Source organism: Rhizobium sp. Root1204, from assembly GCF_001424965.1.
In the GTDB taxonomy this organism is placed as follows: Bacteria; Pseudomonadota; Alphaproteobacteria; order Rhizobiales; family Rhizobiaceae; genus Pararhizobium.
This window is the reverse complement of the sequence record NZ_LMCZ01000001.1, coordinates 637,450-661,560: the sequence shown is the minus strand read 5'-3', so window position 1 is coordinate 661,560 and position 24,111 is coordinate 637,450. Positions and strand designations below refer to the sequence as shown.

The 24,111-nt window shown below is 60.4% G+C and carries 25 protein-coding genes and 1 tRNA gene; 10 read left to right on the top strand and 16 right to left on the bottom strand.

The features are described 5' to 3' along the window. Nucleotides 1–102 precede the first annotated feature (102 nt). The 3 genes from fabI to fabA are packed head-to-tail and all read right to left on the bottom strand — an operon-like array spanning nucleotide 103 to nucleotide 2,700. Nucleotides 103–909: an enoyl-ACP reductase FabI gene (gene fabI / locus ASC96_RS03255; protein WP_060501233.1), complete on the bottom strand. Its 807-nt coding sequence runs from the start codon at nucleotides 907–909 to the stop codon at nucleotides 103–105. Nucleotides 910–913: 4 nt separating this feature from the next. After that, entirely contained in the window at nucleotides 914–2,137 is a 1,224-nt protein-coding gene (gene fabB / locus ASC96_RS03250; RefSeq protein ID WP_060501230.1) for a beta-ketoacyl-ACP synthase I, read from the bottom strand. 47 nt (nucleotides 2,138–2,184) lie between these two features. Then, a complete protein-coding gene (fabA, locus tag ASC96_RS03245) occupies nucleotides 2,185–2,700 on the bottom strand; it encodes a 3-hydroxyacyl-[acyl-carrier-protein] dehydratase FabA (protein WP_060501228.1) in 516 nt (171 codons plus the stop codon). Between the two features lie 320 nt (nucleotides 2,701–3,020). Here fabA and irrA point away from each other — a divergent pair, with 320 nt between their 5' ends. Further along, the gene (irrA, locus tag ASC96_RS03240; RefSeq protein ID WP_060501226.1) at nucleotides 3,021–3,440 is read left to right on the top strand and encodes an iron response transcriptional regulator IrrA; all 420 of its coding nucleotides are present in this window, start codon (nucleotides 3,021–3,023) and stop codon (nucleotides 3,438–3,440) included. Between the two features lie 33 nt (nucleotides 3,441–3,473). Here irrA and ASC96_RS03235 read toward each other — a convergent pair whose 3' ends face one another. From ASC96_RS03235 to ASC96_RS03225, 3 genes are all read right to left on the bottom strand, one after another. Then, nucleotides 3,474–4,109 (bottom strand): trimeric intracellular cation channel family protein, encoded by a 636-nt coding sequence (locus ASC96_RS03235; RefSeq protein ID WP_060501224.1) that lies wholly within the window; start codon nucleotides 4,107–4,109, stop codon nucleotides 3,474–3,476. 95 nt (nucleotides 4,110–4,204) lie between these two features. Next, nucleotides 4,205–4,993 carry a YdcF family protein gene (locus ASC96_RS03230; RefSeq protein WP_060501222.1) on the bottom strand — a complete coding sequence of 263 codons (789 nt, stop codon included), beginning with the start codon at nucleotides 4,991–4,993 and terminating at the stop codon, nucleotides 4,205–4,207. 153 nt (nucleotides 4,994–5,146) lie between these two features. Continuing rightward, nucleotides 5,147–6,331 (bottom strand): TMEM43 family protein, encoded by a 1,185-nt coding sequence (locus ASC96_RS03225; RefSeq protein WP_060501220.1) that lies wholly within the window; start codon nucleotides 6,329–6,331, stop codon nucleotides 5,147–5,149. 254 nt (nucleotides 6,332–6,585) lie between these two features. On the opposite strand from ASC96_RS03225, the gene ASC96_RS03220 reads away from it, so the two are divergent. Further along, nucleotides 6,586–7,743, top strand: a complete 1,158-nt coding sequence (locus ASC96_RS03220) for a fumarylacetoacetate hydrolase family protein (RefSeq protein WP_060501218.1) — start codon at nucleotides 6,586–6,588, stop codon at nucleotides 7,741–7,743. 23 nt (nucleotides 7,744–7,766) lie between these two features. Here the strand turns inward: ASC96_RS03220 and ASC96_RS03215 are convergent, their stop codons facing one another. From ASC96_RS03215 to ASC96_RS03205, 3 genes are read right to left on the bottom strand one after another with little or no spacing between them, the layout of a single operon-like run. Continuing rightward, nucleotides 7,767–8,543 (bottom strand): metallophosphoesterase, encoded by a 777-nt coding sequence (locus tag ASC96_RS03215; protein ID WP_060501216.1) that lies wholly within the window; start codon nucleotides 8,541–8,543, stop codon nucleotides 7,767–7,769. Then, nucleotides 8,524–9,555, bottom strand: a complete 1,032-nt coding sequence (locus ASC96_RS03210; RefSeq protein WP_060501214.1) for an NAD-dependent epimerase — start codon at nucleotides 9,553–9,555, stop codon at nucleotides 8,524–8,526. Before ASC96_RS03210 ends, ASC96_RS03215 begins: the two co-directional genes overlap by 20 nt. 45 nt (nucleotides 9,556–9,600) lie before the next feature. Beyond that, complete coding sequence (locus ASC96_RS03205) at nucleotides 9,601–10,908, bottom strand: UDP-glucose/GDP-mannose dehydrogenase family protein (RefSeq protein WP_060501212.1); 1,308 nt, start codon at nucleotides 10,906–10,908, stop codon at nucleotides 9,601–9,603. 131 nt (nucleotides 10,909–11,039) lie between these two features. Here ASC96_RS03205 and ASC96_RS33625 point away from each other — a divergent pair, with 131 nt between their 5' ends. Then, on the top strand, nucleotides 11,040–11,309 hold the full coding sequence (locus ASC96_RS33625; protein ID WP_244481801.1) for a DUF1349 domain-containing protein: 270 nt from the start codon (nucleotides 11,040–11,042) through the stop codon (nucleotides 11,307–11,309). A gap of 77 nt (nucleotides 11,310–11,386) precedes the next feature. Here ASC96_RS33625 and ASC96_RS03195 read toward each other — a convergent pair whose 3' ends face one another. After that, a complete protein-coding gene (locus tag ASC96_RS03195; protein ID WP_060501209.1) occupies nucleotides 11,387–11,815 on the bottom strand; it encodes an OsmC family protein in 429 nt (142 codons plus the stop codon). Between the two features lie 269 nt (nucleotides 11,816–12,084). Here ASC96_RS03195 and ASC96_RS03190 point away from each other — a divergent pair, with 269 nt between their 5' ends. The 3 genes from ASC96_RS03190 to ASC96_RS03180 all read left to right on the top strand — a co-directional run bounded on the left by ASC96_RS03190 (nucleotide 12,085) and on the right by ASC96_RS03180 (nucleotide 14,745). After that, complete coding sequence (locus ASC96_RS03190; RefSeq protein ID WP_060501208.1) at nucleotides 12,085–12,918, top strand: MetQ/NlpA family lipoprotein; 834 nt, start codon at nucleotides 12,085–12,087, stop codon at nucleotides 12,916–12,918. A gap of 113 nt (nucleotides 12,919–13,031) precedes the next feature. Beyond that, complete coding sequence (locus tag ASC96_RS03185) at nucleotides 13,032–14,111, top strand: methionine ABC transporter ATP-binding protein (protein ID WP_060501206.1); 1,080 nt, start codon at nucleotides 13,032–13,034, stop codon at nucleotides 14,109–14,111. Beyond that, on the top strand, nucleotides 14,092–14,745 hold the full coding sequence (locus ASC96_RS03180; protein ID WP_037104003.1) for a methionine ABC transporter permease: 654 nt from the start codon (nucleotides 14,092–14,094) through the stop codon (nucleotides 14,743–14,745). The genes ASC96_RS03185 and ASC96_RS03180 overlap by 20 nt, the downstream gene beginning before the upstream one ends. Nucleotides 14,746–14,749: 4 nt before the next feature. Here the strand turns inward: ASC96_RS03180 and ASC96_RS03175 are convergent, their stop codons facing one another. Then, nucleotides 14,750–16,117, bottom strand: coding sequence for an LLM class flavin-dependent oxidoreductase (locus tag ASC96_RS03175; protein ID WP_060501204.1), 1,368 nt, complete (start codon nucleotides 16,115–16,117; stop codon nucleotides 14,750–14,752). 217 nt (nucleotides 16,118–16,334) lie between these two features. Between ASC96_RS03175 and tauA the strand changes: the two genes are divergently transcribed. The 3 genes from tauA to ASC96_RS03160 are packed head-to-tail and all read left to right on the top strand — an operon-like array spanning nucleotide 16,335 to nucleotide 19,038. Next, complete coding sequence (tauA, locus tag ASC96_RS03170; protein WP_060501202.1) at nucleotides 16,335–17,345, top strand: taurine ABC transporter substrate-binding protein; 1,011 nt, start codon at nucleotides 16,335–16,337, stop codon at nucleotides 17,343–17,345. Between the two features lie 56 nt (nucleotides 17,346–17,401). Then, a complete protein-coding gene (locus tag ASC96_RS03165; RefSeq protein ID WP_060501201.1) occupies nucleotides 17,402–18,199 on the top strand; it encodes an ABC transporter ATP-binding protein in 798 nt (265 codons plus the stop codon). Continuing rightward, nucleotides 18,196–19,038, top strand: coding sequence for an ABC transporter permease subunit (locus tag ASC96_RS03160; protein WP_060501199.1), 843 nt, complete (start codon nucleotides 18,196–18,198; stop codon nucleotides 19,036–19,038). Before ASC96_RS03165 ends, ASC96_RS03160 begins: the two co-directional genes overlap by 4 nt. Before the next feature lie 16 nt (nucleotides 19,039–19,054). Here the strand turns inward: ASC96_RS03160 and ASC96_RS03155 are convergent, their stop codons facing one another. Further along, nucleotides 19,055–19,774 carry a Crp/Fnr family transcriptional regulator gene (locus ASC96_RS03155; RefSeq protein ID WP_060501197.1) on the bottom strand — a complete coding sequence of 240 codons (720 nt, stop codon included), beginning with the start codon at nucleotides 19,772–19,774 and terminating at the stop codon, nucleotides 19,055–19,057. Between the two features lie 153 nt (nucleotides 19,775–19,927). On the opposite strand from ASC96_RS03155, the gene ASC96_RS03150 reads away from it, so the two are divergent. Then, nucleotides 19,928–20,179 (top strand): hypothetical protein, encoded by a 252-nt coding sequence (locus ASC96_RS03150; protein WP_060501195.1) that lies wholly within the window; start codon nucleotides 19,928–19,930, stop codon nucleotides 20,177–20,179. Nucleotides 20,180–20,233: 54 nt separating this feature from the next. On the opposite strand, the gene ASC96_RS03145 is transcribed toward ASC96_RS03150, so the two are convergent. From ASC96_RS03145 to ASC96_RS03125, 4 genes are all read right to left on the bottom strand, one after another. Further along, the gene (locus tag ASC96_RS03145; RefSeq protein WP_060501193.1) at nucleotides 20,234–21,013 is read right to left on the bottom strand and encodes an SDR family oxidoreductase; all 780 of its coding nucleotides are present in this window, start codon (nucleotides 21,011–21,013) and stop codon (nucleotides 20,234–20,236) included. A gap of 155 nt (nucleotides 21,014–21,168) precedes the next feature. Further along, nucleotides 21,169–21,244 (bottom strand) — tRNA-Ala (locus ASC96_RS03140). A gap of 348 nt (nucleotides 21,245–21,592) precedes the next feature. Then, nucleotides 21,593–22,855, bottom strand: a complete 1,263-nt coding sequence (locus ASC96_RS03135; RefSeq protein WP_082511921.1) for a DUF882 domain-containing protein — start codon at nucleotides 22,853–22,855, stop codon at nucleotides 21,593–21,595. Nucleotides 22,856–23,494: 639 nt separating this feature from the next. Next, nucleotides 23,495–23,884 carry a TIGR02300 family protein gene (locus ASC96_RS03125; RefSeq protein ID WP_060501451.1) on the bottom strand — a complete coding sequence of 130 codons (390 nt, stop codon included), beginning with the start codon at nucleotides 23,882–23,884 and terminating at the stop codon, nucleotides 23,495–23,497. Nucleotides 23,885–24,111 lie beyond the last annotated feature (227 nt).

Genomic DNA, 24,111 nt, shown 5'->3' with positions numbered 1-24,111 from the left:
GCGAATTGTGCCTCAACGTGGATCTGGAAGGTTTGCGCGCTCTGAACTGGCAAGTGCAGGTGCAAAATTCAAGAGGCACGGTAAGGGATGGCGGCCCGGATGTTACTCCGCGTCCGCCTTTGCCAACGTATCGAGTGCTGGCATCGATGTGATGTTGTAGCCGGAGTCCACATAGTGGATTTCGCCGGTAACGCCGCTCGAAAGGTCAGAAAGAAGGTAGAGCGCCGAGTTGCCGACATCCTCGATGGTGACGGTGCGGCGGAGCGGCGCGTTCTTCTGTTGCCAGGAGAGCATGGCGCGGGCATCCGAAATACCGGCGCCGGCGAGCGTGCGGATCGGACCGGCGGAGATGGCGTTGACGCGAATGCCGCGTGGGCCGTAGTCGCCGGCAAGATAGCGCACGGACGCTTCCAGGGCGGCTTTCGCGACGCCCATGACGTTGTAGTTCGGCATGATGCGGGTGGAGCCGCCATAGGTCAGCGTCAGCATCGAGCCGCCGTCGTTCATCAAGTCTGCGGCGCGCTTGGCGATTTCCGTGAAGGAGAAGCAGGAGATGACCATGGTACGGCTGAAATTGTCACGCGACGTATCGGCGTAAAGGCCCTTCAGTTCGCTCTTGTCGGAAAAGCCGATGGCGTGAACGACGAAATCGAGCTTGCCCCACTTTTCCTTGATCGCATCGATGGTCGCATCGACCGAGGCGATGTCCTCGACATCGCAGGGGATGACGAAGTCGGAGTTAAGTTCGGCGGCGAGCGGCTTTACGCGCTTGCCGAGCGCTTCGCCCTGGTAGGTGAAGGCGAGTTCAGCACCTTGACCGGCCAGCTTCTGTGCGATGCCCCACGCGATGGAGTGGCTGTTGGCGACCCCCATGATGAGGCCGCGCTTTCCGTTCATGATACCGGTCATCGACTTATCCGTTGTGGCGCTGGAAGACGAGCGTGGCATTGGTGCCGCCGAAGCCGAAGGAGTTCGACAAGACGGTGTCGATCTTGGCATTGTCGATGCGCTTGCGCACGATCGGCACGCCGTCGAATTCCGGATCGAGTTCGGTGATATGGGCGCTTTCGCCAATGAAGCCGGCCTGCATCATGAGAAGGCCGTAGATCGATTCCTGCACGCCGGCGGCGCCGAGCGAGTGACCCGTCAGCGACTTTGTCGACTGGATATGCGGGATTTTGTTGCCGAAGACTTCGCGGATGGCGCCGATTTCTTTCGAATCGCCAACCGGTGTCGAAGTGCCGTGCGTGTTGATGTAGTCGACGTCGCCCTTCACCGTTGCCAGTGCCTGGCGCATGCAGCGGATGGCGCCTTCGCCTGACGGGGCGACCATGTCGTAGCCGTCGGACGTCGCGCCGTAGCCGGTGATTTCGGCGTAAATCTTGGCGCCGCGAGCCTTGGCATGCTCCAGTTCTTCCAGAACCAGAACGCCTGCGCCACCGGCGATGACGAAGCCGTCACGCGAAACGTCGTAGGCGCGCGACGCGGTCGACGGCGTGTCGTTGTACTTGGAGGACATGGCACCCATGGCGTCGAACAGGTTCGACATGGTCCAGTCGAGGTCTTCGTGACCGCCGGCGAACATCACGTCCTGCTTGCCCCACTGGATCATTTCCATGGCGTTGCCGATGCAGTGCGCCGAGGTCGAGCACGCCGACGAGATCGAATAGTTGACGCCGTGGATTTTGAACCAGGTGGCAAGTGTCGCCGATGCTGTCGAGGACATTGCCTTCGGCACGGCAAACGGGCCGATGCGCTTGGGCGAATTGTTCTTCAGCGTGATTTCAGCAGCCTCGATCAGCGTGCGGGTGGACGGACCACCCGAGCCCATGATGATGCCGGTGCGCTCGTTGCCGCCGACATCCTTGTCTTCAAGGCCGCTGTCGGCGATCGCCTGCTTCATCGCAACATGGTTCCATGTGCCGCCCTGCGACAGGAAACGTGCGGCGCGGCGATCGACAAGCTCGGTCGTGTCGAGATTGGGTGCACCCCAGACCTGGCACTTGAAGCCGTGTTCGGCAAAATCGTTCGAAAACGAAATGCCGGATTTTGCTTCACGCAGCGACGTGGTGACTTCCTGCGCATCGTTTCCGATCGAGGAAACAATGCCCAGCCCCGTAACAACAACCCGTCTCATGTGGATGACCTCTTCTTTAATCTAGCTGAGTGCGGCTATACCGCGGTTCAGGCAGCTTTTTCTTTCGACAGACCGACGCGCAGGTCAGTTGCCTGATAGATGGTTTCACCATCGGCCTTCAACCAGCCGTCGGCTGTGCCGAGCACCAGGCGGCCACGCATGACGCGCTTGAAGTCGATGCCGTACTCGAGAAGCTTTGTGTCCGGGCGGATCATGCCCTTGAACTTCACTTCGCCGGTGGACAGCGCCATGCCGCGGCCGGGCTCGCCGAGCCAGCCGAGGAAGAAACCCGTCAGCTGCCACATGCCGTCAAGGCCAAGGCAACCCGGCATGATCGGATTGCCCTGGAAATGGCAGGGGAAATACCAGTCATCGGGACGCACGTCATATTCGGCCCGGATATAACCCTTGTCGAAGGCGCCGCCGGTTTCGGAGATGTCGGTGATGCGGTGAACCATCAGCATCGGAGGCAGGGGCAGCTGGGCATTGCCCGGGCCAAACAGTTCGCCGCGACCGCATTTCAGGATCTCTTCATAATTGAAGCTGGATTGTCTGGTCGTCATGAACTGTGGTTTCCCCGCTAGATCCGTTTTTGGTTGACTTGGTTTAGAGCAAGATGGGCGCGAATTGAAGCTCCGGCATGACCAAAGCGCGTCGTTTCGCGTATTCCTGTCTGGCCAAGCACAAGGCCTATTTCCGCCGTCGCATACATGATGGCTGCTGCAACAGCCAGAGATAATTGCCTTTTGCCCCAAGAATCAGGCGGTTTTTACCATCTTGATGCCTTGAGGGTGCTTGCTCACTATTGAAAGCATTCTCGGCAAAAGTTATATCGGCTCTGGAAGTGTGTTCTGCAATAGCTTGGAAATCTGGATCCGTCCGTATGACGACTGCCATCGAGATCTGTTCGGAAGAACGCCTGCGCCGCTCCGGCCTCAGGCCGACGCGCCAGCGCATGGCGCTTGCCGACCTGATCTTTGCCAAGGGTGACCGCCATCTGACGGTCGAGGAGTTGCACGAAGAAGCGGTGACCGCCGGTGTTCCGGTGTCGTTGGCGACAGTCTACAACACGCTGCACCAGTTCACCGAAGCCGGCATGATCCGTGTTCTGGCCGTGGAAAGTGCCAAGACCTATTTCGACACCAACGTGTCCGATCATCACCACTTCTTCGTCGAGGGCCATAACGAGGTGCTCGACATTCCGGTGAACAATATTTCGATCGGCAATCTGCCGGAGCCGCCCGAAGGCATGGAAATTGCCCATGTCGACGTGGTGATCCGCCTGCGCCGCAAGCGCGGCTAAACACTTTTCCTACATCACGTCGCCGACGGCGGATTACATCACGTCGTCGGGATGGCGGCCCGGCCGGGGATCTCCGGTTGGCAGCGTCCAGCCATATTTCAGCGCGCCGCCGCGCACCGCAAAGGCGGTCGCGACGCCGAGGCTCGATGCGACCAGCACGGATCCACCAAGCCACGTCGCGGCTGTGAACACGCCCGCTCCCGTCAGTGCCGCCGTCACATAGATTTCCGGACGCAGCAGGACGGAGGGCTCGCCAGCAAGAAGATCGCGCAGGATGCCGCCGAATGTCGCCGTCAGCATGCCGGTGACAAGCGCAACGAGGGGGGACCCCGTCGCCGCCAGCCCCTTGGCAGCCCCCATGACACTGTAGGCCGCAAGCCCGATGGCATCCAGCCAGACGAGGAACCGGTAGCGGGATTCCATCATATGCGCCGAGAAGAACACCAGAAGACCCATGCAGCCACAGACGAGCAGGTAGATCGGATTGGTGATCCAGAAGACCGGTGTCGCGCCAAGGATGACATCGCGCAACGTGCCGCCGCCGATGCCGGTGACCGAGGCGAGAAAGATATAACCAATAACATCCAGCTGCTTGCGCGAAGCGGCCAAGGCGCCGGTCGCCGCGAAAACCGCCACGCCGGCATAGTCGAGAATTTCCAGGATCGGCATTTTTCCTCCACCAGAAATCAGGCCCGCCAGACATTCGAGAAGGACCACAACGGGACGGTCACGTCAACGGCAGGTCTCAAAGCAGGTATCGCTGATTACTGCGGAAAGAGGACGTGCGTGCGGCCACTGATGAAATAGGCGAGCAGACCAGTCCATTCGCGCATCGCCGTTGTCGTTAGCTGCGCGTTCAAGGAGGGTTGGCTGAAATCAAAGCCGAGGGTCAGTTCGCCGCTGGTTCGATAGTCCACCGGCCACGGTGTTACGCCGATGCCGAGTTTGCGGAACAAACCAACGGACCGCGGCATATGGAAGGCGGACGTGATCAGGGCGCAGTTCGACAATCCATTCGCTTCCAGCAACTGTTTCGTATTGGTCGCATTCTCGAAGGTGGTGCGCGACTGGTCTTCGCGGATCAACCGGTCCGGCGCGATGCCGAAGGTCGAGAAGAAGGTGTCGGACGTCTGCGCGTCACCGTCATATTGGCCGCTGAACGAGCCGTCGCCACCCGAAACGAGAATACGTGCCGCCGGATGGGCCTGAGCCAGTTTCAATCCTTCGACGAACCGGTCGGCTGCCTGGTTGAGTTCGATGCCGCCCCGCTTGGCAATCACTTCGTTTTCGAAGGCGCCGCCGAGGATGATGATGCAGGAAAGATTGTCCGGCAGGCTTACGGGCCTTGGGATGCGGTTTTCCAGAACCTGCAGCATGACGGCGCCGGTGCTGGTGAACAGGGTGAGGAAAAGCAAGGTCACCGCAAGTCCAGACAGGAACCGGCAGAGCCACCGCCGGCCAACGGCGGCGAGGAGGAAGCTCAGGACCAGGAGAATGAAGACCAGCGACAGCGGTTGCGCAAGCAGCCAGAACAGTTTTGATGCGAGAAACATGGGGCCTGCTACCGTCTCTTCCTGGGGCATGGGGTCGGGGAGGGCGAACCTAGCAGCCCGGTCGGTATTGGCCAATGGAGTCTATTTGGAGAGTAAGAGGCCCGTGACGGCTCATTTGCCACGGGCCTTTCGGGTTGACGATGGTTCGGGCTTTCAGGCCCGGCCGAGCGTTATTGGCGCCTGAACTGCCGCCGTCTTGTTGCGCTTCAGATAGATCAGTCCGGCGGCAAGCAGGATGCCGCCGGCGATGATGGCAATGGCCAGCACCGGCCGGTAGGCAATCCAGGCGATGGCGATGACCAGAGGCCCGAGGATCAGCGTCAGGATAATAGCGATCACCGAGGTGCCGAAGCCGACGATCGACCCGACGAACGGAATGACGTCGGCAATGATACCGAGAATTGACAGCATCATGGCAAAACCGATGAACATGCCGAGCATTCCACCGCCGCGAATGAGCCAGGTGATCAGCGTGTTCTCACTCTGGGCGGCGTCGAACATCTGCGGCGCATCGACCTTTCCGGCAGCACTCAGAAACAGTTCGCGGCCATTGGAGGCCTTGTAGCCGGTGAGATTAGTCCCCGTCTGGGCGCCGACGAAGCTGGCTTCAGCGATGTCCTCGCGGCTGAAGCTGATGCGCAGGTCGCCGATGGCCGGGTTCTGGCGGTTCTGCGAAACGTAGAGGGTGGTGCCATTGGCATTGACCGGCTTGTCGGAACCGAGCGCTGCCGTGACCTGCGCGATGACACCGGGAGATAACTTGACCGGCGTCTCTGTCCCGAGATTGGCGACCGCCTTGCCATCGACCGTGAAGGCGCCGAGCGTTGCGGTCGCCACGGTGAACCGGTCCCCCTCGATCGGCATGTCAGGGTTCTGGTGCTGGTCGCTCTGTTTGAAATCGGACGAATCGACCGGGCGCGGGCGCCATTCCTTCTTGTAGCTGTAGGTGGTGACGGTCTCTTCGCCACCGCCGAGCGTCTTTTGGGTCTCGCTCTTGCTGTCTTCGATCCACTGATACATCTCTACCTGGCGGTTGAGGCCGGCAGCCCCCTCTGCCGAGACGCCCAGCATCGGATCCTCGGGCGTGCCGTCCGGTTTTACGGGGCCGGAAACATGCACGAGCTTGCCTTCATTGGCCGGATCCACGGTGCCGTTCTCGACAGAAGCGACGATACCGGCACCTTCCACCAGCGCACGATAGGTCTGGACCGAGCGGCCTTCATTCCAGGACAGAAGCCAGATCATCCCGATGACGAGGATTGGGCCGATCAACAGCCCGGCAAGGCCGCTTTTCAGCCGTGAAAACCACGACGTCTTTGTTGTTTCCGTAAAGCTCATGCTCCTTGTCCCTCTGTTGGTGCCCATCCGTCTAACGGTTGGTTCGACACACTTATTCGATGACACAGGTGCTATCAGTAAATCAGTAAAATTAGATAGAACGATCCCCCGTCGCGGTGAACACTCTTTGGGCGCTTCGCAAAGATTTCGGGGCATTCCTTTCCCGCAAGCAGAGCCGTTTTTCCATTTCATCCCTTGCCCATGATCCAACGGCTTGTATCTTGCGGCCGTGAGTTTTGTTCGGGAGGGGCGGCATGACATCGGTCAACGAAGTGTTTGGAACGGGAACGTTCGTCGGGCGCGTCTGGCGGCCGGATGTTGCGGGTCCGGCGCTGGTGGTCCTGCGCGGTGGCGATCTCATTGACATCACGTCGAAAGACGTGCCGACGATGCGCGACCTTCTGGAACTGGAGGATCCCATCGGGTTCCTCTCGGACTGTCAGGGCGAGCGCCTGTCCACCCTCGAAGCCATCATGACCGCCTCGGTGGAAGCCGCCGGCGATCTCTCGGCCATCCATCTGCTTGCCCCGTGCGATCTGCAGGCGGTCAAGGCCTGCGGTGTCACCTTCGCCCGGTCGATGATCGAGCGTGTCATTGAGGAAAAGGCTGCGGGAAATCCGGCTTTGGCCGAAACCATGCGTCAGCGCGTCACCGCCATTATCGGCGATAGCTTGCGCGACCTGAAAGCGGGATCGCCGGAGGCGGCGAAGGTGAAAGCGGCGTTGATCGAGGTCGGCGTCTGGTCGCAATATCTGGAAGTCGGTATCGGACCGGATGCAGAGGTTTTTTCCAAGGCGCAGGTCCTGGCCTCGGTCGGCTGGGGGGCGTCGGTCGGGCTGCATCCGATCTCCAAATGGAACAATCCCGAGCCGGAAATCGTGCTGGCCGTCGATAGTCAGGGACGGGTCAAGGGGGCGACGCTCGGCAACGACGTTAACCTGCGCGATGTCGAGGGCCGTTCAGCCCTGCTGCTTGGCAAGGCCAAGGACAACAATGCCTCGTCCGCCATCGGCCCGTTCATCCGTCTGTTCGACGACACCTATACGATCGACCATGTGCGCAAGGCCGACCTGTCGCTGACCATCAGCGGCCCCGACGGGTTCGTCCTCAAGGGCGCAAGCACGATGCGGGAAATCAGCCGCGATCCGCTCGACCTGGTTTTCCAGACCATCGGCCGTCATCATCAGTATCCTGATGGCTTCATGCTGTTCATGGGCACCCTGTTTGCGCCGGTCGAGGACCGCGATGCGCCTGGGCAGGGGTTTACACACAAGATCGGCGATGTCGTCACGATCTCGAATGCCGAACTGGGATCGCTGACCAATACGGTGCGGCTCTCGACCGAATGCCCGCCCTGGACGTTCGGGCCCTCCGCCCTGATGCGCAATCTGGCAGCGCGTGGATTGCTCTGATGTGTTTTCCGCGGTGAGCGTGTTTACCGGCTCTGGATGATGTCCGGTGGCTCGTTGCGCGAAAGGCGAACGGCCGAGAGAATGCCGCTCATGTAGATGCCGGTATCGACATTGATACGCCCTGTGCCAATCTCGACCCCCGCCACCGGCGTGTGGCCGTGAACGGTGACGAAGCCTTCGGCCGGGGCATCGTCCGTCAAGGCCAGCGGGCGCAGCCACAGGAGGTCTGCGTCTTTCTGGTCGGCGGGTGCGACACCCGTTTTCAGACCTGCATGGACAAAGCAGTAACCTGGGACCTGCAACATCGAGGGGAGGGATTCGAGGAAGGCGACATGCTGGACGGGAATGAGAGACCGCAGCAGTTTTTTTCTCTCCTCGCGGTCGGCTGGAAGCCTGTTCAACCCGTAGGAATACAGCGTTTCCAGGCCGCCCAACCGCAGCCAGTGGTGATCTGGAGAGGGATTGCCGAGAAAATCGAGCATGACCGCCTCGTGATTGCCGGCAAGGCAGATGCGGCGGATGCCAACGAGGGGCCGGGTCGTCAGACGGGTGAGCACGGTGGATGATTTTGGTCCGCGATCGACGTAGTCACCGAGCATGACCAGCCATTTGATGCCATCGCGCTTGCGGCTGTCCGCAACGATCAGGTCTTCCAGTCTGCCCAGAGTGTCATCGTATCCGTGCACGTCGCCGACCGCATAGATATGGTCGGGAGCCCGGTCGAAAAGGAGCTTCCTTCTTTGTTTCGGCGATGGCGCATGAGCGCCACCGCGCAGGAAATCACGGATGCCGCGGATCATCAACCGCCCCTGCCGCCACCATCTCGGCGCGATACCATTCGACGAAGCGGCGAACGCCCTCTTCCACCGAAATGGAGGGTGTAAAGCCGGTAAGGCTGTTGAGAAGATCAGGCGCTGCAAAGGTTCGGGGAACATCGCCCTGCTGCATCGGCAGCATCGAGCGGATGGCCGGGCGGCCGACGGCGGCTTCAACCGTCTCGACGAACCGCATCAGCTCGACCGGTTGCCCGCCGCCGACATTGACGACCCGGAAGGGTGCGTGGCGCGACAGGGTGTCGATTTCTTCGACGCGGTTCTCCTCTGACGGAACAACGCCCATCAGCCGGACGATGCCTTCGACGAGATCGTCGATATAGGTGAAGTCGCGGCTCATCCGGCCTTCGCCATAAATCTCGATCGGCCGGCCGTTGAGGATGCTATCGACGAACTTGAACAGTGCCATATCCGGGCGGCCCCAGGGGCCGTAAACCGTGAAGAAGCGGAAAGCGGTCGTTGGCACCTTGTAGAGATGGGCATAGCTGTGAGCCATCAACTCGCCGGACTTCTTGGTGGCGGCGTAGAGCGTCATCGGTTCGTCGGCCCGGTCGGTTTCCGCAAACGGGATCTTCTCGTTGGAGCCGTAGATCGAGGAAGTGGAGGCGAGCAACAGATGCTTGGGCTGCACGGCCTTGGCCAATTCCAGCATGTTCCAGGAGCCGATCAGGTTGGAATCGACATAGGCCTTGGGGTTTTCAAGACTGTAGCGCACGCCCGCCTGCGCAGCGAGATGGACGATGACGTCGGGTTCCCCGATCTCGGCCGCCTGATCCAGCGCCGCCTTGTCCTCAAGCATGCCGATCACGGGCCGAAAGCCGTTCGACCGGGCGAGGATCGCATGGCGCCGTTCCTTGAGGCGGACGTCATAATAGGGCGTCATTCCGTCGAAGCCGGTAACGAAGTGACCGTCGTCCAGCAGCCGCTTGGCCAGGTGAAACCCGATGAACCCTGCCGTTCCCGTGATCAGATAGCGCATACCGGCTCCTTGCTTGTCTTGTGTCGTCGCAGGCCCGTGGTGGCCCTATTGCGGCCGGCCGATGCTGGTATAAATGAAGCCGTGTTTCGTCACTTCGCCGGACTGATAGATGTTTCTGAGATCGACGAGCAGCGCTGTGTTCATCAAGGTCTTCAGGCGGGCGAGATTAAGTGCCCGGAACTCGTTCCATTCGGTGACGATCACCAGCGCGTCCGCGCCCTCCGCTGCCTCATAGGGGTTATCGGCATAGGCAATGCCGTCGATCACCTTCCTGGCGTTTTCCATACCCTCGGGATCATAACCGGTCACGATGGCGCCGGCATCGGTGAGTGCCTGGATGACCGCAATGGCCGGACTGTCGCGCATGTCGTCGGTATTCGGCTTGAAAGTGAGGCCGAGCACCGCGACCTTCTTGCCGCGCACGTCGCCGCCGGCAGCCGCGATCACCTTGCGGCCCATGGCGCGCTTGCGGTTGTCGTTGACAGAGACAACGGTCTCGATCAGGCGGACCGGGCTGTCATGATCCTGGGCGGTCTTGACCAGCGCCAGTGTGTCCTTCGGGAAGCAGGAGCCGCCATAGCCCGGACCGGCATGCAGGAATTTGCCGCCGATACGGCCATCGAGACCAATGCCGCGCGCGACTTCCTGCACGTTGGCGCCGACCTTTTCGCACAGGTCCGCCATCTCGTTGATGAAGGTGATCTTCATGGCAAGGAAGGCATTGCCGGCATATTTGATCAGTTCGGAGGTGCGGCGCGTGGTGAAGAGCAGCGGCGACTGGTTGAGATAGAGTGGCCGGTAGACTTCGGTCATCACGCTGCGGGCGCGTTCGTCGTTCAGCCCGATGACGATACGGTCGGGCCGCTTGAAGTCATCGATGGCGGCACCTTCGCGCAGGAATTCCGGGTTGGAGACCACGGCGATATCGGCATCCGGATTGGTCTCGCGCATGATCCGCTCGACCTCGTCGCCGGTGCCGACCGGCACGGTCGACTTGGTGACGATGACGGTAAAGCCGGTCACATGCGCAGCAATCTCGCGGGCGGCGTCATAGACGTAGGACAGGTCGGCATGGCCATCGCCGCGGCGTGACGGTGTTCCGACGGCGATGAAGATCACGTCGCTTTCGGACACGCTGGTGGCAAGATCGGTCGTAAAGCTCAGGCGCCCATCCTTGACATTGTCGGCGACCAGCTGCTCGAGGCCGGGTTCGAAAATCGGGATGCGTCCGGCCAGCAGCGCTTCGATCTTGCGCGCGTCCTTATCGATACAGATGACGTCATGGCCGAAATCAGCAAAACAAACGCCGGAGACAAGTCCGACATAACCGGCACCGATCATCGTGATTTTCATGGCACACTCCCAGAATGTCTCATAGCGCAGGCGGCATCGGTCAACAGCCAGGATGCACCCATAGCGGCATCCTTAGTCAAACAGATGCGCCTTGCCAATGCCGGATGTGAAGTGCCAGCGCATGGCCCACCTTGCCAGCCCGTCCCCGATGGCTAGATTGCCGCCATGACAAGAGCCACTGGCGACAAGGAAAGCAGCATGGCCGGGGCATTTCGCTGACACAACGAGCCCGCTGTCTGGCAAGGGATGCCGCCAGGCTGTCTCTGAAAACGGACGCAGAAACCGATTTCTGGCAGGAAACTTTCTACGGCTTCCACCGCGATAGCGGCCATGCCTATCTGGCCCCGATCTCTGGAGATTTCACCGTCCGCTCCGTTTTCCGTGCGGCTGACGCGCCATGATGCCGCCGTGCGCATTCAATTCCGGTTCGACCAGATCGCGTGCCATATGAGGCAGATCACGATTAATTCACAGCTCTTCAGCCGCGAACGGTCATTGAAAACTCCGAGCCGCCACGAAGCGTATTGCTGACCGTGCAGATTTCCTCTTCAGCGGCCTGCGCGATCGCATGCCGTGCTTCATCGTGAATGTCCCCCTCAATCGTCAGAACCACATTGAATTTCGCAACACGCGACAGGCCCTCGGTCGCCTTCTCGCCACTGACGTCGGCGCGGATTTCGGTCAGCCGGTCGAGTAGGCCCATCTGGCTTGCAGCGATCCGGGCGCTCATCGTCAGGCAGGCGGAGAGCGATGCATACAAAAGGTCGATCGGGTTGAAGCCGGGCTGCGACGGACCGGTGACGATCTGGATTTCGCCGCCGGTCGCGGATGTCACCTGTGGGAACCCGTGCCGGGCGAGAACAGCGGTTGCGCCTGTCGGCCTCGTTTTTGTCGTCAATTCCGCCACTTTTCTCTCCTAAAAACACATCTGGCCCATTTGATATGCAATTTTTCCTGTGTTGGAAGCAATTTTGGCTTCTGCCGCCCATAAAACCTGCTGGATTAAGTAGTCTACGGATTTTATGGAAATTTGTGTCCGCAAATGGCGCGACATCCGCAAGAGTTTTCCCGGCTGTCACCGGATAAGAGGCAATCTTGCTTGGCTGGCCGCCGCCGATTTTGCGATAACCGTTTCACACCGGGGCGGTCGCCTCATTTGACAGGACGGGACAGACAATGACCAAAAAGACTCTTCTCAACACCCTTTCGCGCCGTGCGGCCCTGGCCGCACTTGCCGTTTCCGCCGCTGCAATCGCTGGCTTTGCTACGCCGTCCGCAAGCTTTGCTGAAGACAAGTCGATCAAGGTCGGTATCATCAGCGGCGAGGACGAAGACGTCTGGCGCGTTGTCACCACCGAAGCCGCCAAGAAGGGCCTGACGATCGAAACCGTCGTGTTCAACGATTATACTCAGCCGAACGAAGCGCTTGAGCGCGGTGAAGTCGACGCCAACGCCTTCCAGCATCAGCCTTACCTCGACAACCAGATTCAGCAGCACGGCTATCACATCGTCAATGCCGGTTTTACCGCCGTCTGGCCGATCGGTCTCTACACCAAGAAGTTCAAGACCATTGCTGAACTGCCGGAAGGCGCCGTGATTGGCGTTCCGAACGATCCATCGAACGAAGGCCGGGCGCTACGCGTGCTGCAGAACGAAGGCATCATTAAGCTGAAGGACGGCACCGGCATTCTGGCGACGATCGCCGATATCGTTGAAAATCCGAAGAAGGTCGAAATCAAGGAACTGGATGCGGGCGTTGTCGGCCGTGCGATTGAAGATCTCGATGCGGCTGTCGTCAACACCGACTGGGCGCTGAAGAGTGGCCTGTCTGCGGAGGACCGTATCGCCCAGGAACCGGTCAACGACAATCCTTACCGCAACTTCATTGCCGTCAAGGCTGGCACAGAGAACGAAGCCTGGGTGAAGACGCTGGTCTCGTCCTATCAGAACGACGCCGTTAAGGCCGAGTTCGACAAGGTCTACAAGGGCACGGGCGTCAGCGCCTATTGATCGATACCGGCGCTCAATCGAGTGTACTCAAAAAACGGGCGGCTCTGGCATTTGTTTGCCAGGGCCGCCTTGGGCGTTATAGAGACGCCCGAAAACCGAACAAAGGACAAGGCATGAATTCTGTTGTTTCCGCGCCTGCAAGCGTGGCGATGCCGCAGGCCGAAGAGGTCGTCCGGCTGACGGACGTCAAGCGGCGCTTCGGTGCGACGCCGGCATTGGACGGCGTTTCGCTAACGGTGCGCAAGGGCGAAATCCTCGGCATTATCGGCCGCAGTGGTGCCGGCAAATCGACGCTGATCCGCTGCCTGAACGGGTTGGAACAGGCCGACAGCGGCGAAATCCATATCGAAGGCCGCAATATCACCGGCCTTACCGAAAAGGACCTGCAGCCGCTGCGCCGCCGCATCGGCATGATTTTCCAGCACTTCAATCTCCTGTCAGCAAAGACCGTCGAGGAAAACGTCGCGCTGCCATTGAAGATCGAAGGCCTCGGAAAGGCCGAGCGTCTGAAGCGCGCCGCCGAACTGCTTGACCTCGTCGGGCTGTCCGACAAGGCCAAGGCCTATCCGTCGTCCCTGTCTGGCGGTCAGAAGCAGCGTGTCGGCATTGCCCGTGCTCTCGCCGCCCGTCCGGCATTGCTCTTGTCCGACGAAGCCACTTCGGCACTTGATCCTGAAACGACCCGTTCGATCCTGGCGCTGCTGAAGGACATCAATCAGAAGCTCGGCCTGACCATCCTGCTCATCACCCACGAGATGGAAGTGGTGCGTAGCGTTGCCGACCGGGTTGCCGTTATCGATGCCGGCCGGATTGTCGAAGAAGGCCAGGTTTGGTCCGTCTTTGCTGATCCACAGGCGCCGATCACCCAGCGCCTGCTGAGCGGTATTCGCCCGCAGTTGCCGGAACATATCTCTGCACGGCTGTCGCCGGTCTCCGGTGATGAGCAAATCCTCAGCATCGACATGGCCGGTCCTGCCGCGCAGGGAGCGTTGTTTGCCGATCTGTCGCAAGTGCTGCCGCAGTCATTCCGGCTCGTGCATGGCGGGATCGACCATATCCAGGACCAGCCGGTGGCCCGTTTCTTCATTGCCGTTCCCGCGCGCGACGCTTCGCTGCCGGAAAAGGTACAGACATTTCTAAAAGCCCGCGGTGCGCGGGTGGAGGTGCTTGGTTATGACGCCAATCATGCTTGAACTGCTTGTCCGTTCGCTCTGGGAAACCATCCTGATGACCGGTGCCTCCGGCATCATCTCGCTGGTTGCCGGCCTGCCGCTGGGGCTGGCGCTCGTCGCCACCGCCCGTGGTGGCATTGCCGAAAATCCATGGCTGAACAGCGTGCTCGGTGCCATCGTCAACGGCTTCCGTTCGGTTCCCTTCATCATCCTGCTCGTTGCGCTGATCCCGGTGACGCGCCTGATCGTCGGAACGGCGCTCGGCACCTGGGCGGCGATCGTGCCGCTGGCGATTGCCGCGACCCCCTATTATGCGCGCATCGCCGAGGTGTCATTGCGGGAGGTCGATCGCGGCCTGATTGATGCGGTGCGCGCCATGGGCGGCAATCGCTGGACGATCATTCGCGAGGTGCTGGTGCCGGAAGCCATGCCGGGCATCGTGGCGGGCTTCACCGTCACGCTGGTCACACTGGTTGGCGCTTCCGCGATGGCCGGGGCTATCGGGGCTGGTGGTCTCGGCGACCTTGCCATCCGCTATGGCTACCAGCGTTTCGAGACGACGGTGATGATCGCCGTGGTGATCGTTCTGATCGTTCTCGTCTGCGGCATCCAGTGGCTCGGCGACCGCCTTGTCGCCAGACTCGATCACAAATAGCCGGCTAAGTTCTGTTGTGTCTGAAAGCGGCGGCGGGATGGGAGGCGGTCAACCTCCCGTTTTCGCCGCCGAAGACTTTCTGCCGCAGTGGTCCCTCAGCATAATCCGCCTTGAACAGGCCCCGCTCCTGCAGCACCGGCACGACCAGATCGACGAAATCCGCAAGGCTTTCCGGCGCTACGGTTCGGGCAAGGTTGAAGCCGTCGATGCCGGCTTCCTCGATCCACATCTGTAAATGATCGGCAATCTGCTCCGGTGAACCGACAACCGGCTTCATCCGGCTGCCCAGCACCATCTGTCCGGTGATCTGCCGGACTGTCACCGGTTTTGCCGCCTGTTTGGTAATGGCGGCGAGCGCCGACTGGTTGGCGTTGGTGGTCAATTGTTCGATGGGTTCGTCCAGCCCGTATTTTGAGAGATCAATACCGATGGAGCTGGAATAATGCGCCAGCGAGGCCTCGACGCTGGAATAGTGGCGATAGTCTTCCAGCTTCTCCTGCGCTTCCTTTTCCGTCCGCCCGACAACGACGGTCAACAGATTGAGGATGCGCAGGGCATCACGGCCCCGGCCGAATTCTTCGGCTTTCCGGCGCAAGCCTTCGACGATCGGCCTGGCAGCCTGCGGGGTGGCGCTGGCAATGAAGACGCATTCCGCATGTTTGCCGGCAAAATCCTGGCCTCGCGCCGAGGCGCCGGCCTGAAACAGCAATGGCGTGCGTTGCGGCGAGGGCTCGCTGAGATGGATACCCTCCATCCTGTGGTAGCTACCTTCATGGCTGACCGCCCGCACCTTGGAGGGATCGGCAAACACCTGGCCCGTCTTGTCGCGCAGCACCGCGTCGTCGTCCCAGCTGCCTTCCCAGAGCTTATAGAGGATTTCGAGATACTCTTCCGCCGCATCGTAGCGGGCATCATGCTCCGGCTGACGCTGCATGCCCATGGCGCGGGCGGCGCTGTCGAGGTAGCCGGTGACGATGTTCCAGCCGATCCGGCCCTTGGTCAGGTGGTCCAGCGTCGACATGCGCCGCGCCAGCAGAAAAGGCGGCTCGTACGTCGTATTGACAGTGACGCCGAAACCCAGATGTTTGGTGACATGCGCCATCGCGGAAATCGGGATGAGCGGATCGTTGACCGGAATTTGCGCGCCGGTCTCGATGACCGGGGCAGGGCTACCCTTGTAGACGTCATAGACCCCGACAATATCCGCCAGGAACAGCCCATCGAGCTTGCCGCGCTCGGCAGTGATCGCCAGGTCCGTCCAATAGTCGAGATCGGTGTAGCGCATCGACTGGTCGCGCGGATGGGTCCACAGGCCATGATTGATGTGTCCGGCACAGTTCATGTCGAAGGCGTAAATCTGCATTGTCTTCATGTTGCCGTCCCCTGCCTCTCGATAGCGCTTTTCACGGCTTCGCGCCATTCCGGCGAAAACACCTAGGTCGTCCGCTATTTTAGATTCGCATTACGAAAGTACCGCAAATCCGGGAATTTTTTATCTCTATAAATTCTATGAATTTTACAATGATTAAACCTCATTCCACCGGAGCCTTCGGCGCGGAATGCCATTGAACCATTGCCGGGAGAGGGACATGACAATCAATCGACGCCGCCTTTTGGGAACTGCCAGCTTGGCCGTTCTCGCTTTCATGACGCAGAGCAATTTTTCCTACGCCGCCGACGTCAACGTCAATATCGGCTACCAGCCGATCGTCGAGCCGTCGCGCGTACCGCAGGCCGATGGTACCTATGAAAAGGTGACCGGCGCCAAGATCAACTGGCAGAAATTCGATGGCGGTGCCGATGTCATTGCCGCCATCGCTTCCGGCTCGCTTGATATCGGTTATGTCGGCTCCTCGCCGCTGGCGGCCGCCGCCAGCCGCGAAATCCCGATCGAGACGATCTTCGTTGTCGGCCTGATCTCGGAAGCGGAGGCGCTGGCCGTCAAGGGCATCGACAAGCCTGAAGGGCTTGCCGGCAAGAAGATCGCGACGCCCTTCGTCTCCACCGCCCATTACAGCCTGCTGACCGCGCTGAAGCACTGGAAGGTCGATCCGAAGTCGGTCGAAATCCTCAACCTGCGGCCGCCGGAAATCGCCGCCGCCTGGGAACGCGGCGATATCGACGGCGCTTATGTCTGGGATCCTGTCCTGTCCGAACTGAAGAAAACCGGCAGCGTGTTGGCCACCTCAGCGGATGTCGCTTCATGGGGCGGCCCGACATTCGATGCTTGGATCGTCAGCAAGAAATTCGCCGAAGAGCATCCGGAAATCGTCACCGGCTTCGTTCAGGTGACCGGCAAGGCATACGAATCCTACCGTGCCAATCCGGACAGCTGGAACGCAGCATCGCCGGAAGCCGCAAAGATCGCCAAGCTGACTGGCGCCAAGGTCGAGGAAGTTCCGGCTCTCCTGAAGGGTTATCATTTCCCGACGCTCGAAGAGCAGGCCGGTGCCGATCTGCTGGGCGGCGGTACGGTTAAGGCCGTCGCGGAAACCTCGGCCTTCCTGCTGGAGCAGGGAAAGATCCCCGCAGTCCTCCCCGACTACGCGCCCTACGTTTCGTCACGCTGGGTCGTCGACGCCGCCAAGGCCGGTCTTTAAGAAACAGGTGCTGGAATCCAACAGGGGTTCCAGCACCGCAAACCATCGGTGTGATCATGAGCGTCCTGTCGCTGCAATCTGTTTCCCTCGCTTTTCCGGCCGATCGCACCAGTGGCCAGACGCGGCTCGTGCTCGATAGCGTGACGCTGCATCTGGCGTCGGACGAATTCATCGCGGTCATCGGCCGCTCCGGTTCCGGCAAGACCAGCCTGCTCAATCTTGCGGCAGGGTTTCTCAAGCCCACATCCGGCCGGGTTTCGGTGGATGGCGCCGACATTACCGGTCCTGCTGTAGATCGTGCTGTCGTCTTCCAGGACGATGCGCTCTATCCCTGGCTGAATGCCCGTGACAATGTTGCCTTTCCGCTCAAGCTGCGCGGCGTCGCCAAAGGGGAGCGGCGGTTCCGGGCCGACGAGTTGCTGGCAAAGGTCGGTCTGGAGAGTGCGGGAACAAAGAACATCTGGGAATTGTCGGGCGGCATGCGCCAGCGCGTCGGCATCGCCCGAGCGTTGGCGTCCGAGCCGCGTTTCCTGCTGCTCGACGAGCCGCTCGGCGCGCTCGATGCGCTGACCCGCACCCGCCTGCAGCAATTCCTGCTCAAGGTCTGGTCGGAGAGCAAGACCGGGGCGCTTTTGATCACCCACAGTATCGAGGAAGCCATGCTGCTTGCCACCCGCGTCGTTGTGCTGGCGCCCAATCCCGGCCGTATTATCGCCGATATCCCGGCAAGCTTCGGCAAGCAGTTGCTCAACGGAAAATCGCTGCAGGATATCAAGATATCACCGGAATACCGCCGTCTTCACGATGGCCTGACCGGGCTCATCCATGCGGATAGCGAGGAGGAAGCGGCATGACCATCAATATCGGCACCATTGCGCCCGTCGCCCCGGCTGCGCCTGCCGTGACCGAAGCGCAAAGGCCAAAACGCAGCCCCGGAACCTTGCCGCTCTCGCTGGCAACCATCGCCGTCATCATCGCTGCCTGGAGCCTTGCCTCGGCCTATGGCCTGGTGTCACCGCTCTTTTTGCCATCGCCTCTGATCGTTTTGAAGGCGATCTATTCCGTCGCGGTCAACGGCTTCGTCGATTCGACGCTAGCGCAGCACACGCTTGCCAGCCTGCTGCGTATTTTCGCAGCCCTTGCCGCCGCACTCGTCATCGGCATTCCCGCCGGTCTTGCCATCGGCACCAGCCGTATCGGCAAGAGCATTCTCGATCCCATCGTCGAATTCCTGCGGCCGCTGCCGCCCCTGGCCTATCTGCCATTGATCATCATCTGGATCGGCATCGGCGAGGCATCGAAGATCACTGTCATCGCGCTTGCCATGCTGCCGCCGATCATCCTGTCGACGGCCGCCGGGGTCAAATCCGCACCGGCCGATTTCATCAACGCCGCCAGGTCGTTCGGCGCGACTCGTCTACAGATCCTCGCGCAGGTCATTCTGCCCAGCGCCATCCCGTCGATCCTGACCGGCACCCGCATCGCCCTCGGTGCCGGCTGGTCGACGTTGGTGGCAGCCGAGCTGGTGGCCGCAAGCCGCGGCCTCGGCTTCATGATCCAGTCGGCCGCGCAGTTCCTCGTCACCGACATCGTGATTGCCGGCATCATCGTCATTGCCGCGATCGCGTTTCTGTTCGAGATTCTGGCGCGCCTGCTGGAACGCTGGTTCGTGCCCTGGGCGGCGCATCGCTGATCACGGTATAAATTCGCTAACGCGGTTCAACGGTCTGGCTGAGATAGGTCGGGTCGAACTGCGCCAGTTCCTGCAGGCGCGTCCAGTCGAGAATGGTGATCATCTGGCCGATCCAGGTCAGAAGCTCGGACTTGCGCAGGATCTGCAGGGTCTTGTTGAGGTGAACCAGCGAGATGCCAAGCACATCGGCAAGTTCCACCTGAGTCAGCGGAAAATGGAAGCTGTAGCCTGTGGTCCGCCCAACCACCTGTAGCCGCATGAACAGCTCGCAGACCAGGTGGGCAAGATGCGCCTTTTTGGACCGCCGCCCCATCGCCACGATCCATTCGCGATGAATGGCGCCATCCACCAGCGTGTCCAGCCACAAGAGGCGGCTCAGATGCGGTTGAGATTCAGTGATGGCCTTGAGGTCGCCATGTTCGACGAAGGCCACGTGGCATTGCGACATGGCGACGATGCCATGGTCCATGGTCTTCAGAAGAAACGCGTGTAGATCGACGAAATCGCCGGCAATGTGCAAAGCGGTGATCTGGCGCGTGCCATCGGCCAGGAACTTGTAGCGCGCTGCAAAGCCGTCGATCAAAAGCGTGCTATAGCCCGGCCGCGATCCCTCGACCACGATTTCCTCATCGACCTTGAAGCGCCGGTCACGCCAGATCAGGTTCCTGAGCAATGTCACCTCGTGCGGCGACACCACATCATGGCTTTGAAGGTTGAGAAGCAGGGATTCAATCAATTTGCGGCATGCCGTGTGAGGGATGGGCTCTCCACCTATCCCACAAACGGCCGGGGCTCATTTAACATTGACACATGAACGACGAATCCTGTTGATTTCAGGAACTATTTTCATTCCGGCGAATTCCTGATCGTTCAAGGGGATGCGACGATAATGAGCCGTTACTTTTTCGATCTGCACAATGGTGACGGCGTAACCCGCGACAAAGACGGGCTGGAACTTTCAACGCGCGCCAGCGTGACACGAGAAGTTACCCGCATTCTGCTGGATGTCGTTCAGGAGGAGATTGGCGAGCAGTCTAATGGCGCGGTATCCGTCGTCGTGCGCGATGACAAAGGCCGGGTCGTTTCTGTGGCCAATCTGACCTTCAGCAATGCGTGGTTCGATGACGAGCCAGGCAATTAGCTATATGTTTTGCCTCTGGCCGCGCCGCCATCCGCCGGCGGCGCGCGCAAGGGGCTATATCATCGCCCGGCTAAGGCCGCCGTCAATCGGCAGCGCCACACCGGTGATGTAGCCTGCCTGCTGGCTGGCGAGAAAAGCCGCCGCCGCTCCGAACTCGGCCGGAGTACCGTAGCGGCCGATCGGAATATCCGACTGGCTGCGGGCGGCCACGGTCTCGATGCTTAATCCTTCGCTTTCCGCATCGATCCGGTCGAAGCTCAGCGTCCGGTCCGTCGCCAGCCGTCCGGGCAGAAGCATGTTGACGGTAACGCCCTCAGCCGCCACTTCCCCCGCCAGCGTCTTCAGCCAGCCGGCAACGGCGCTGCGCAGCGCATTGGAGGCGGTCAGGCCCGGGATCGGCTCGCGGATGCTGGTGGAAGCCACGGCCATGATCCGCCCCCAGCCGTTTTGCCGCATGGAGGGCAGCAAGCGGTTGGTGATGCGCATACCGGCCAGAACCATCGTGTCGAACTGGGCGCGCCAGAACGCCGGATCGATCTCGGCCGCCAAGCTTGGCGGCGGCCCGCCACCGTTGAGCACCAGGATATCGATTTTTCCAAAATCGGCCACGAGCCGGTCGAGAAACGGATCGATGGCATCAGGGTTGGCCAGATCAAGCGCAAGCCCGCGGACCGAATCACCGATCTGCGCTGCACTCTGTTGCGCCTTCGCCAGGTCGCGGCCTGTTAAAGCGACAATGGCTCCCTCAGCGGCCAGCGCCTCGGCAATCCCGCGCCCCAGCCCCTTGCTGCCGCCGAGAACGAGTGCCCGCTTGCTGTTGATGCCGAGGTCCATGATGTGCTCCTGCTACCACTGTGATGTGGAAACGGTTGGAGCGCGGGAGCGGCGTTCAGTCAATGGGAAAGATGAGGCGAGGGGAGATGGCGGACACGGCGCATGAGTTCAAACCAAACAGGTTTGGCATACTCAATAATGTACGAGGAAGAATTTGGTGGAGCTAAGCGGGATCGAACCGCTGACCTCTTGCATGCCATGCAAGCGCTCTCCCAGCTGAGCTATAGCCCCATAACGGGTCCGGCGGAGCCGGTTTCCGGGAACCGTCCGAAGCGGTTTCGCTCGGCGGTGGCGGCTTATTACTTCTGCTTTTTGCAGATGGCAAGCCGAAAAAGACAAAGGGCGACGTTTTTATTGTGTGAGCGGGGAGCCCAACGTCCGCACGTCGTTGAAAACCCGGTGCGGATGCCAATTGTTTGAATTTTGTGAGGTTTAGAGGCAGGCTTTCAGCGAGCCGCCAGGCCGCAATCTCTATCGCATAAAAGGTTGCTCAGAATTGTCCTGATGTTCCCGGGGGGACGTATCCCTGCTGAGGGACATGCGCCGCACCTTGCGCCTGGTCTTGAAGCGCAAGGACGATCAACCTTCGGGTGCGCTCCCAAAGCGGTCGGTGTTGAAGGCTCTTGCTTCGGTGGGCGGGATGATTTCACCGGCTGTCACCTGTAGCGTTTGCCTTGAAACGCGTGGGGCTCTCATGCCGATAACGTCGCCGGGCGAATGCAGCGCCCATGTTATCAGCGACTTGCCGGAGATCGCTGCGAAGTCTCCACCCCGTTTCCAGGATCCTGTCATTGGCAGGGACCCGATGATCTCCATCCGTGCCTTCAAGGTCGCGTGCGCGGTCGCGAGTGGTTCAAATCCGCCAGAGCCGTGCAATGTTATGGGTGTTTCAATCGCTGGAAGTGCGGAGATCGGCCCGATCGAAGCTGTCTCGATGGTATCCGGCGACGGAGCGCTCACGGTCAGAACGGCTGGCCGTATCGACGGGATGGGAACGGCATAGGAGGAGAGATCGGTGAACGGTTGTTTTTCAGCGTTGCCGCCGGGAGCTGTTTGCATGGCAAGGGCGTCGAGGGCCTTGCTTCGCGGGGAAGACTGGAGTGCTGTCAGCAGGCCACGCTGTTCGCCATCCGTACGCGACGCTTCCGCAGGTGATTTGGCGTTCTTGTCCTGCCGCGCCGTGCTGGCGATCTTGATCGAGGTGGAGCTGACGCGCTTTTTGTAGTCCGCCACCGCTTGCGTGTAGCCAGGCAGTGAACTGCCATCGGCTGCGAGGTGCATCGTGCGCCCGGTCGGGAATATCCGTGCCAGCTCCTTGCGGGACATGCGCGGCCAGGCACGGACATTGCCGACGTCGAGGTGGACGAACGGAGATCCCGAGGTAGGGTAATAGCCAACGCCGCCGACCTGCATCTGCATCGCCAGAGCGCGCACTGTCGAAAGCTTGACGCCGGGAATGAAGAAATCCATGGCCTTGCCGAGCGTATGCTGGCTGTTCTTGGCGACGCCTGTGCTGCGCGAGCGGGACCGCAGCATGCTATTGGTTGCCGGGGATCGATAGGCCGAGACGATGTGGATATAGCCGCTTGCGCCGCTGCGATCGTAAACCTCCCATACCAGATCAAGCAGACGGGGATCCATACGGGCGGGTTCGTTGCGCCGCCAATCCCGCAGGAACCGGTTGATCTTGTCCATTCCCTTCGGATCAAACCGTCCGCTGCGCTTGTAGGTGATCGTGGCTTTTTCGCCCGTGTGGGTGAAATACAGTTTTAGCGCCCGATCCTCCGCCATCGCAGTGACTGCGGATCCGAGGATGGCGGCCAGCGTAAAGAGCGCCGTCATGGCCAGCCGCGTGGCATGGTTTACGATGCCGGAGACCAGCGCTACAGCCTGATTGATGACATATCCGACTGAACTCTTGTCCCGTACATACGCTGACACAACAAACCTCGCCTGAAGTTGACTACTCAAACACTTCGGAATGGCCGCGCTCAACGCCGCCTCCGGCATGAATTATGGTCAACAAAGTCCTAACAAGCGGTTGATGATCGCGTGCGATGCGATATTTGCCGCTCAACCGGCCGGTGTTTCGTGCCGGACGCGGTCATTGCGCAGCGCTGCGGGTGGGGTGATGCTTGAGGGGGAGGCAGCCGTTGTAACCGGCCAACCGGAGGTCGCCCGGATTGCGCCTGTGCTGTAAAAAATGATGGGATATTAGTCCCGCACTTGCCATGTGGCGACATGCCGCCCGCTCTTGATACGGCGGAACCGCGTCAAGGATGCTTTGTATTTCAGGTCAGAAGGGGGAGTATCCGCTTTGCCGTTGGGGAGACGGTATCGGCCTATAAGCGATGGGGCTGATGATGCCCGAAGGAGGAGCGCAAAGGCGCTTCGCTCATTATTCGTTATTCAGTCTAACGCCGGCCGTCTCAAACTCCCGTCGCCGAGAGTCTGAGATATCCGGTTAATCAGGTCTTGAAATTAGACCTCGTCGTCGTCGTCCGATACGCCGATCAGGTCGGACAGGCCGTCCTCGTCGTCTTCGTCGGCTTCGAGGAACGTATCGTCGTCATCGCCTTCGATTTCGACGTCGTCATCGCCCAGATCCGGAAGGTCGTCGCCGCCGGCTGCTTCGCTGTCGGCATCCTCGAGCGAGACCAGTTCGACTTCTGGGTTCTCGGTATCGACTTCCTGAACCTCGTCTTCTTCGGCCGCCTTTTCCATTACCTTGGCAACGGATGTTTCCTCGAAGAAGGAGAGCGGGTAGGATTTTCCGGTATAGGGAGAAACGATCGGATCCTTGTTCAGGTCGTAGAATTTACGGCCCGTTTCCGGATCGACGCGTTTGGTTCCAAGTTCCGCTTTTGCCACGGTCAAAGCCTCTTGAATGGCCGGAATTACCGGCATCTGCCGGTATACCGGCGTTGAAGGTGAAATGAATTAGCCGGTCCCCATAGTCGTCTTGGCTTCATCTGTCAAAGATTAACTTGTTCAGGCGTCCGCTGCGCTTTTCTTTGGAAGAGAGGATGACCATTCTGCAACTTGCTGTTACGCAGCGCGCAAAGTCGCGGATAACGCGCTCTGCGCAGTGTCAGACT

Excerpts from the sequence above, each read along its gene's own strand:
- fabI (WP_060501233.1), bottom strand. The coding sequence starts at position 909 with ATGACCGGTATCATGAACGGAAAGCGCGGCCTCATCATGGGGGTCGCC.
- fabB (WP_060501230.1), bottom strand. The coding sequence starts at position 2,137 with ATGAGACGGGTTGTTGTTACGGGGCTGGGCATTGTTTCCTCGATCGGA.
- fabA (WP_060501228.1), bottom strand. The coding sequence starts at position 2,700 with ATGACGACCAGACAATCCAGCTTCAATTATGAAGAGATCCTGAAATGC.
- irrA (WP_060501226.1), top strand. The coding sequence starts at position 3,021 with ATGACGACTGCCATCGAGATCTGTTCGGAAGAACGCCTGCGCCGCTCC.
- ASC96_RS03235 (WP_060501224.1), bottom strand. The coding sequence starts at position 4,109 with ATGCCGATCCTGGAAATTCTCGACTATGCCGGCGTGGCGGTTTTCGCG.
- ASC96_RS03230 (WP_060501222.1), bottom strand. The coding sequence starts at position 4,993 with ATGTTTCTCGCATCAAAACTGTTCTGGCTGCTTGCGCAACCGCTGTCG.
- ASC96_RS03225 (WP_060501220.1), bottom strand. The coding sequence starts at position 6,331 with ATGAGCTTTACGGAAACAACAAAGACGTCGTGGTTTTCACGGCTGAAA.
- ASC96_RS03220 (WP_060501218.1), top strand. The coding sequence starts at position 6,586 with ATGACATCGGTCAACGAAGTGTTTGGAACGGGAACGTTCGTCGGGCGC.
- ASC96_RS03215 (WP_060501216.1), bottom strand. The coding sequence starts at position 8,543 with ATGATCCGCGGCATCCGTGATTTCCTGCGCGGTGGCGCTCATGCGCCA.
- ASC96_RS03210 (WP_060501214.1), bottom strand. The coding sequence starts at position 9,555 with ATGCGCTATCTGATCACGGGAACGGCAGGGTTCATCGGGTTTCACCTG.
- ASC96_RS03205 (WP_060501212.1), bottom strand. The coding sequence starts at position 10,908 with ATGAAAATCACGATGATCGGTGCCGGTTATGTCGGACTTGTCTCCGGC.
- ASC96_RS03190 (WP_060501208.1), top strand. The coding sequence starts at position 12,085 with ATGACCAAAAAGACTCTTCTCAACACCCTTTCGCGCCGTGCGGCCCTG.
- ASC96_RS03185 (WP_060501206.1), top strand. The coding sequence starts at position 13,032 with ATGAATTCTGTTGTTTCCGCGCCTGCAAGCGTGGCGATGCCGCAGGCC.
- ASC96_RS03180 (WP_037104003.1), top strand. The coding sequence starts at position 14,092 with ATGACGCCAATCATGCTTGAACTGCTTGTCCGTTCGCTCTGGGAAACC.
- ASC96_RS03175 (WP_060501204.1), bottom strand. The coding sequence starts at position 16,117 with ATGAAGACAATGCAGATTTACGCCTTCGACATGAACTGTGCCGGACAC.
- tauA (WP_060501202.1), top strand. The coding sequence starts at position 16,335 with ATGACAATCAATCGACGCCGCCTTTTGGGAACTGCCAGCTTGGCCGTT.
- ASC96_RS03165 (WP_060501201.1), top strand. The coding sequence starts at position 17,402 with ATGAGCGTCCTGTCGCTGCAATCTGTTTCCCTCGCTTTTCCGGCCGAT.
- ASC96_RS03160 (WP_060501199.1), top strand. The coding sequence starts at position 18,196 with ATGACCATCAATATCGGCACCATTGCGCCCGTCGCCCCGGCTGCGCCT.
- ASC96_RS03150 (WP_060501195.1), top strand. The coding sequence starts at position 19,928 with ATGAGCCGTTACTTTTTCGATCTGCACAATGGTGACGGCGTAACCCGC.
- ASC96_RS03145 (WP_060501193.1), bottom strand. The coding sequence starts at position 21,013 with ATGGACCTCGGCATCAACAGCAAGCGGGCACTCGTTCTCGGCGGCAGC.
- ASC96_RS03135 (WP_082511921.1), bottom strand. The coding sequence starts at position 22,855 with ATGACGGCGCTCTTTACGCTGGCCGCCATCCTCGGATCCGCAGTCACT.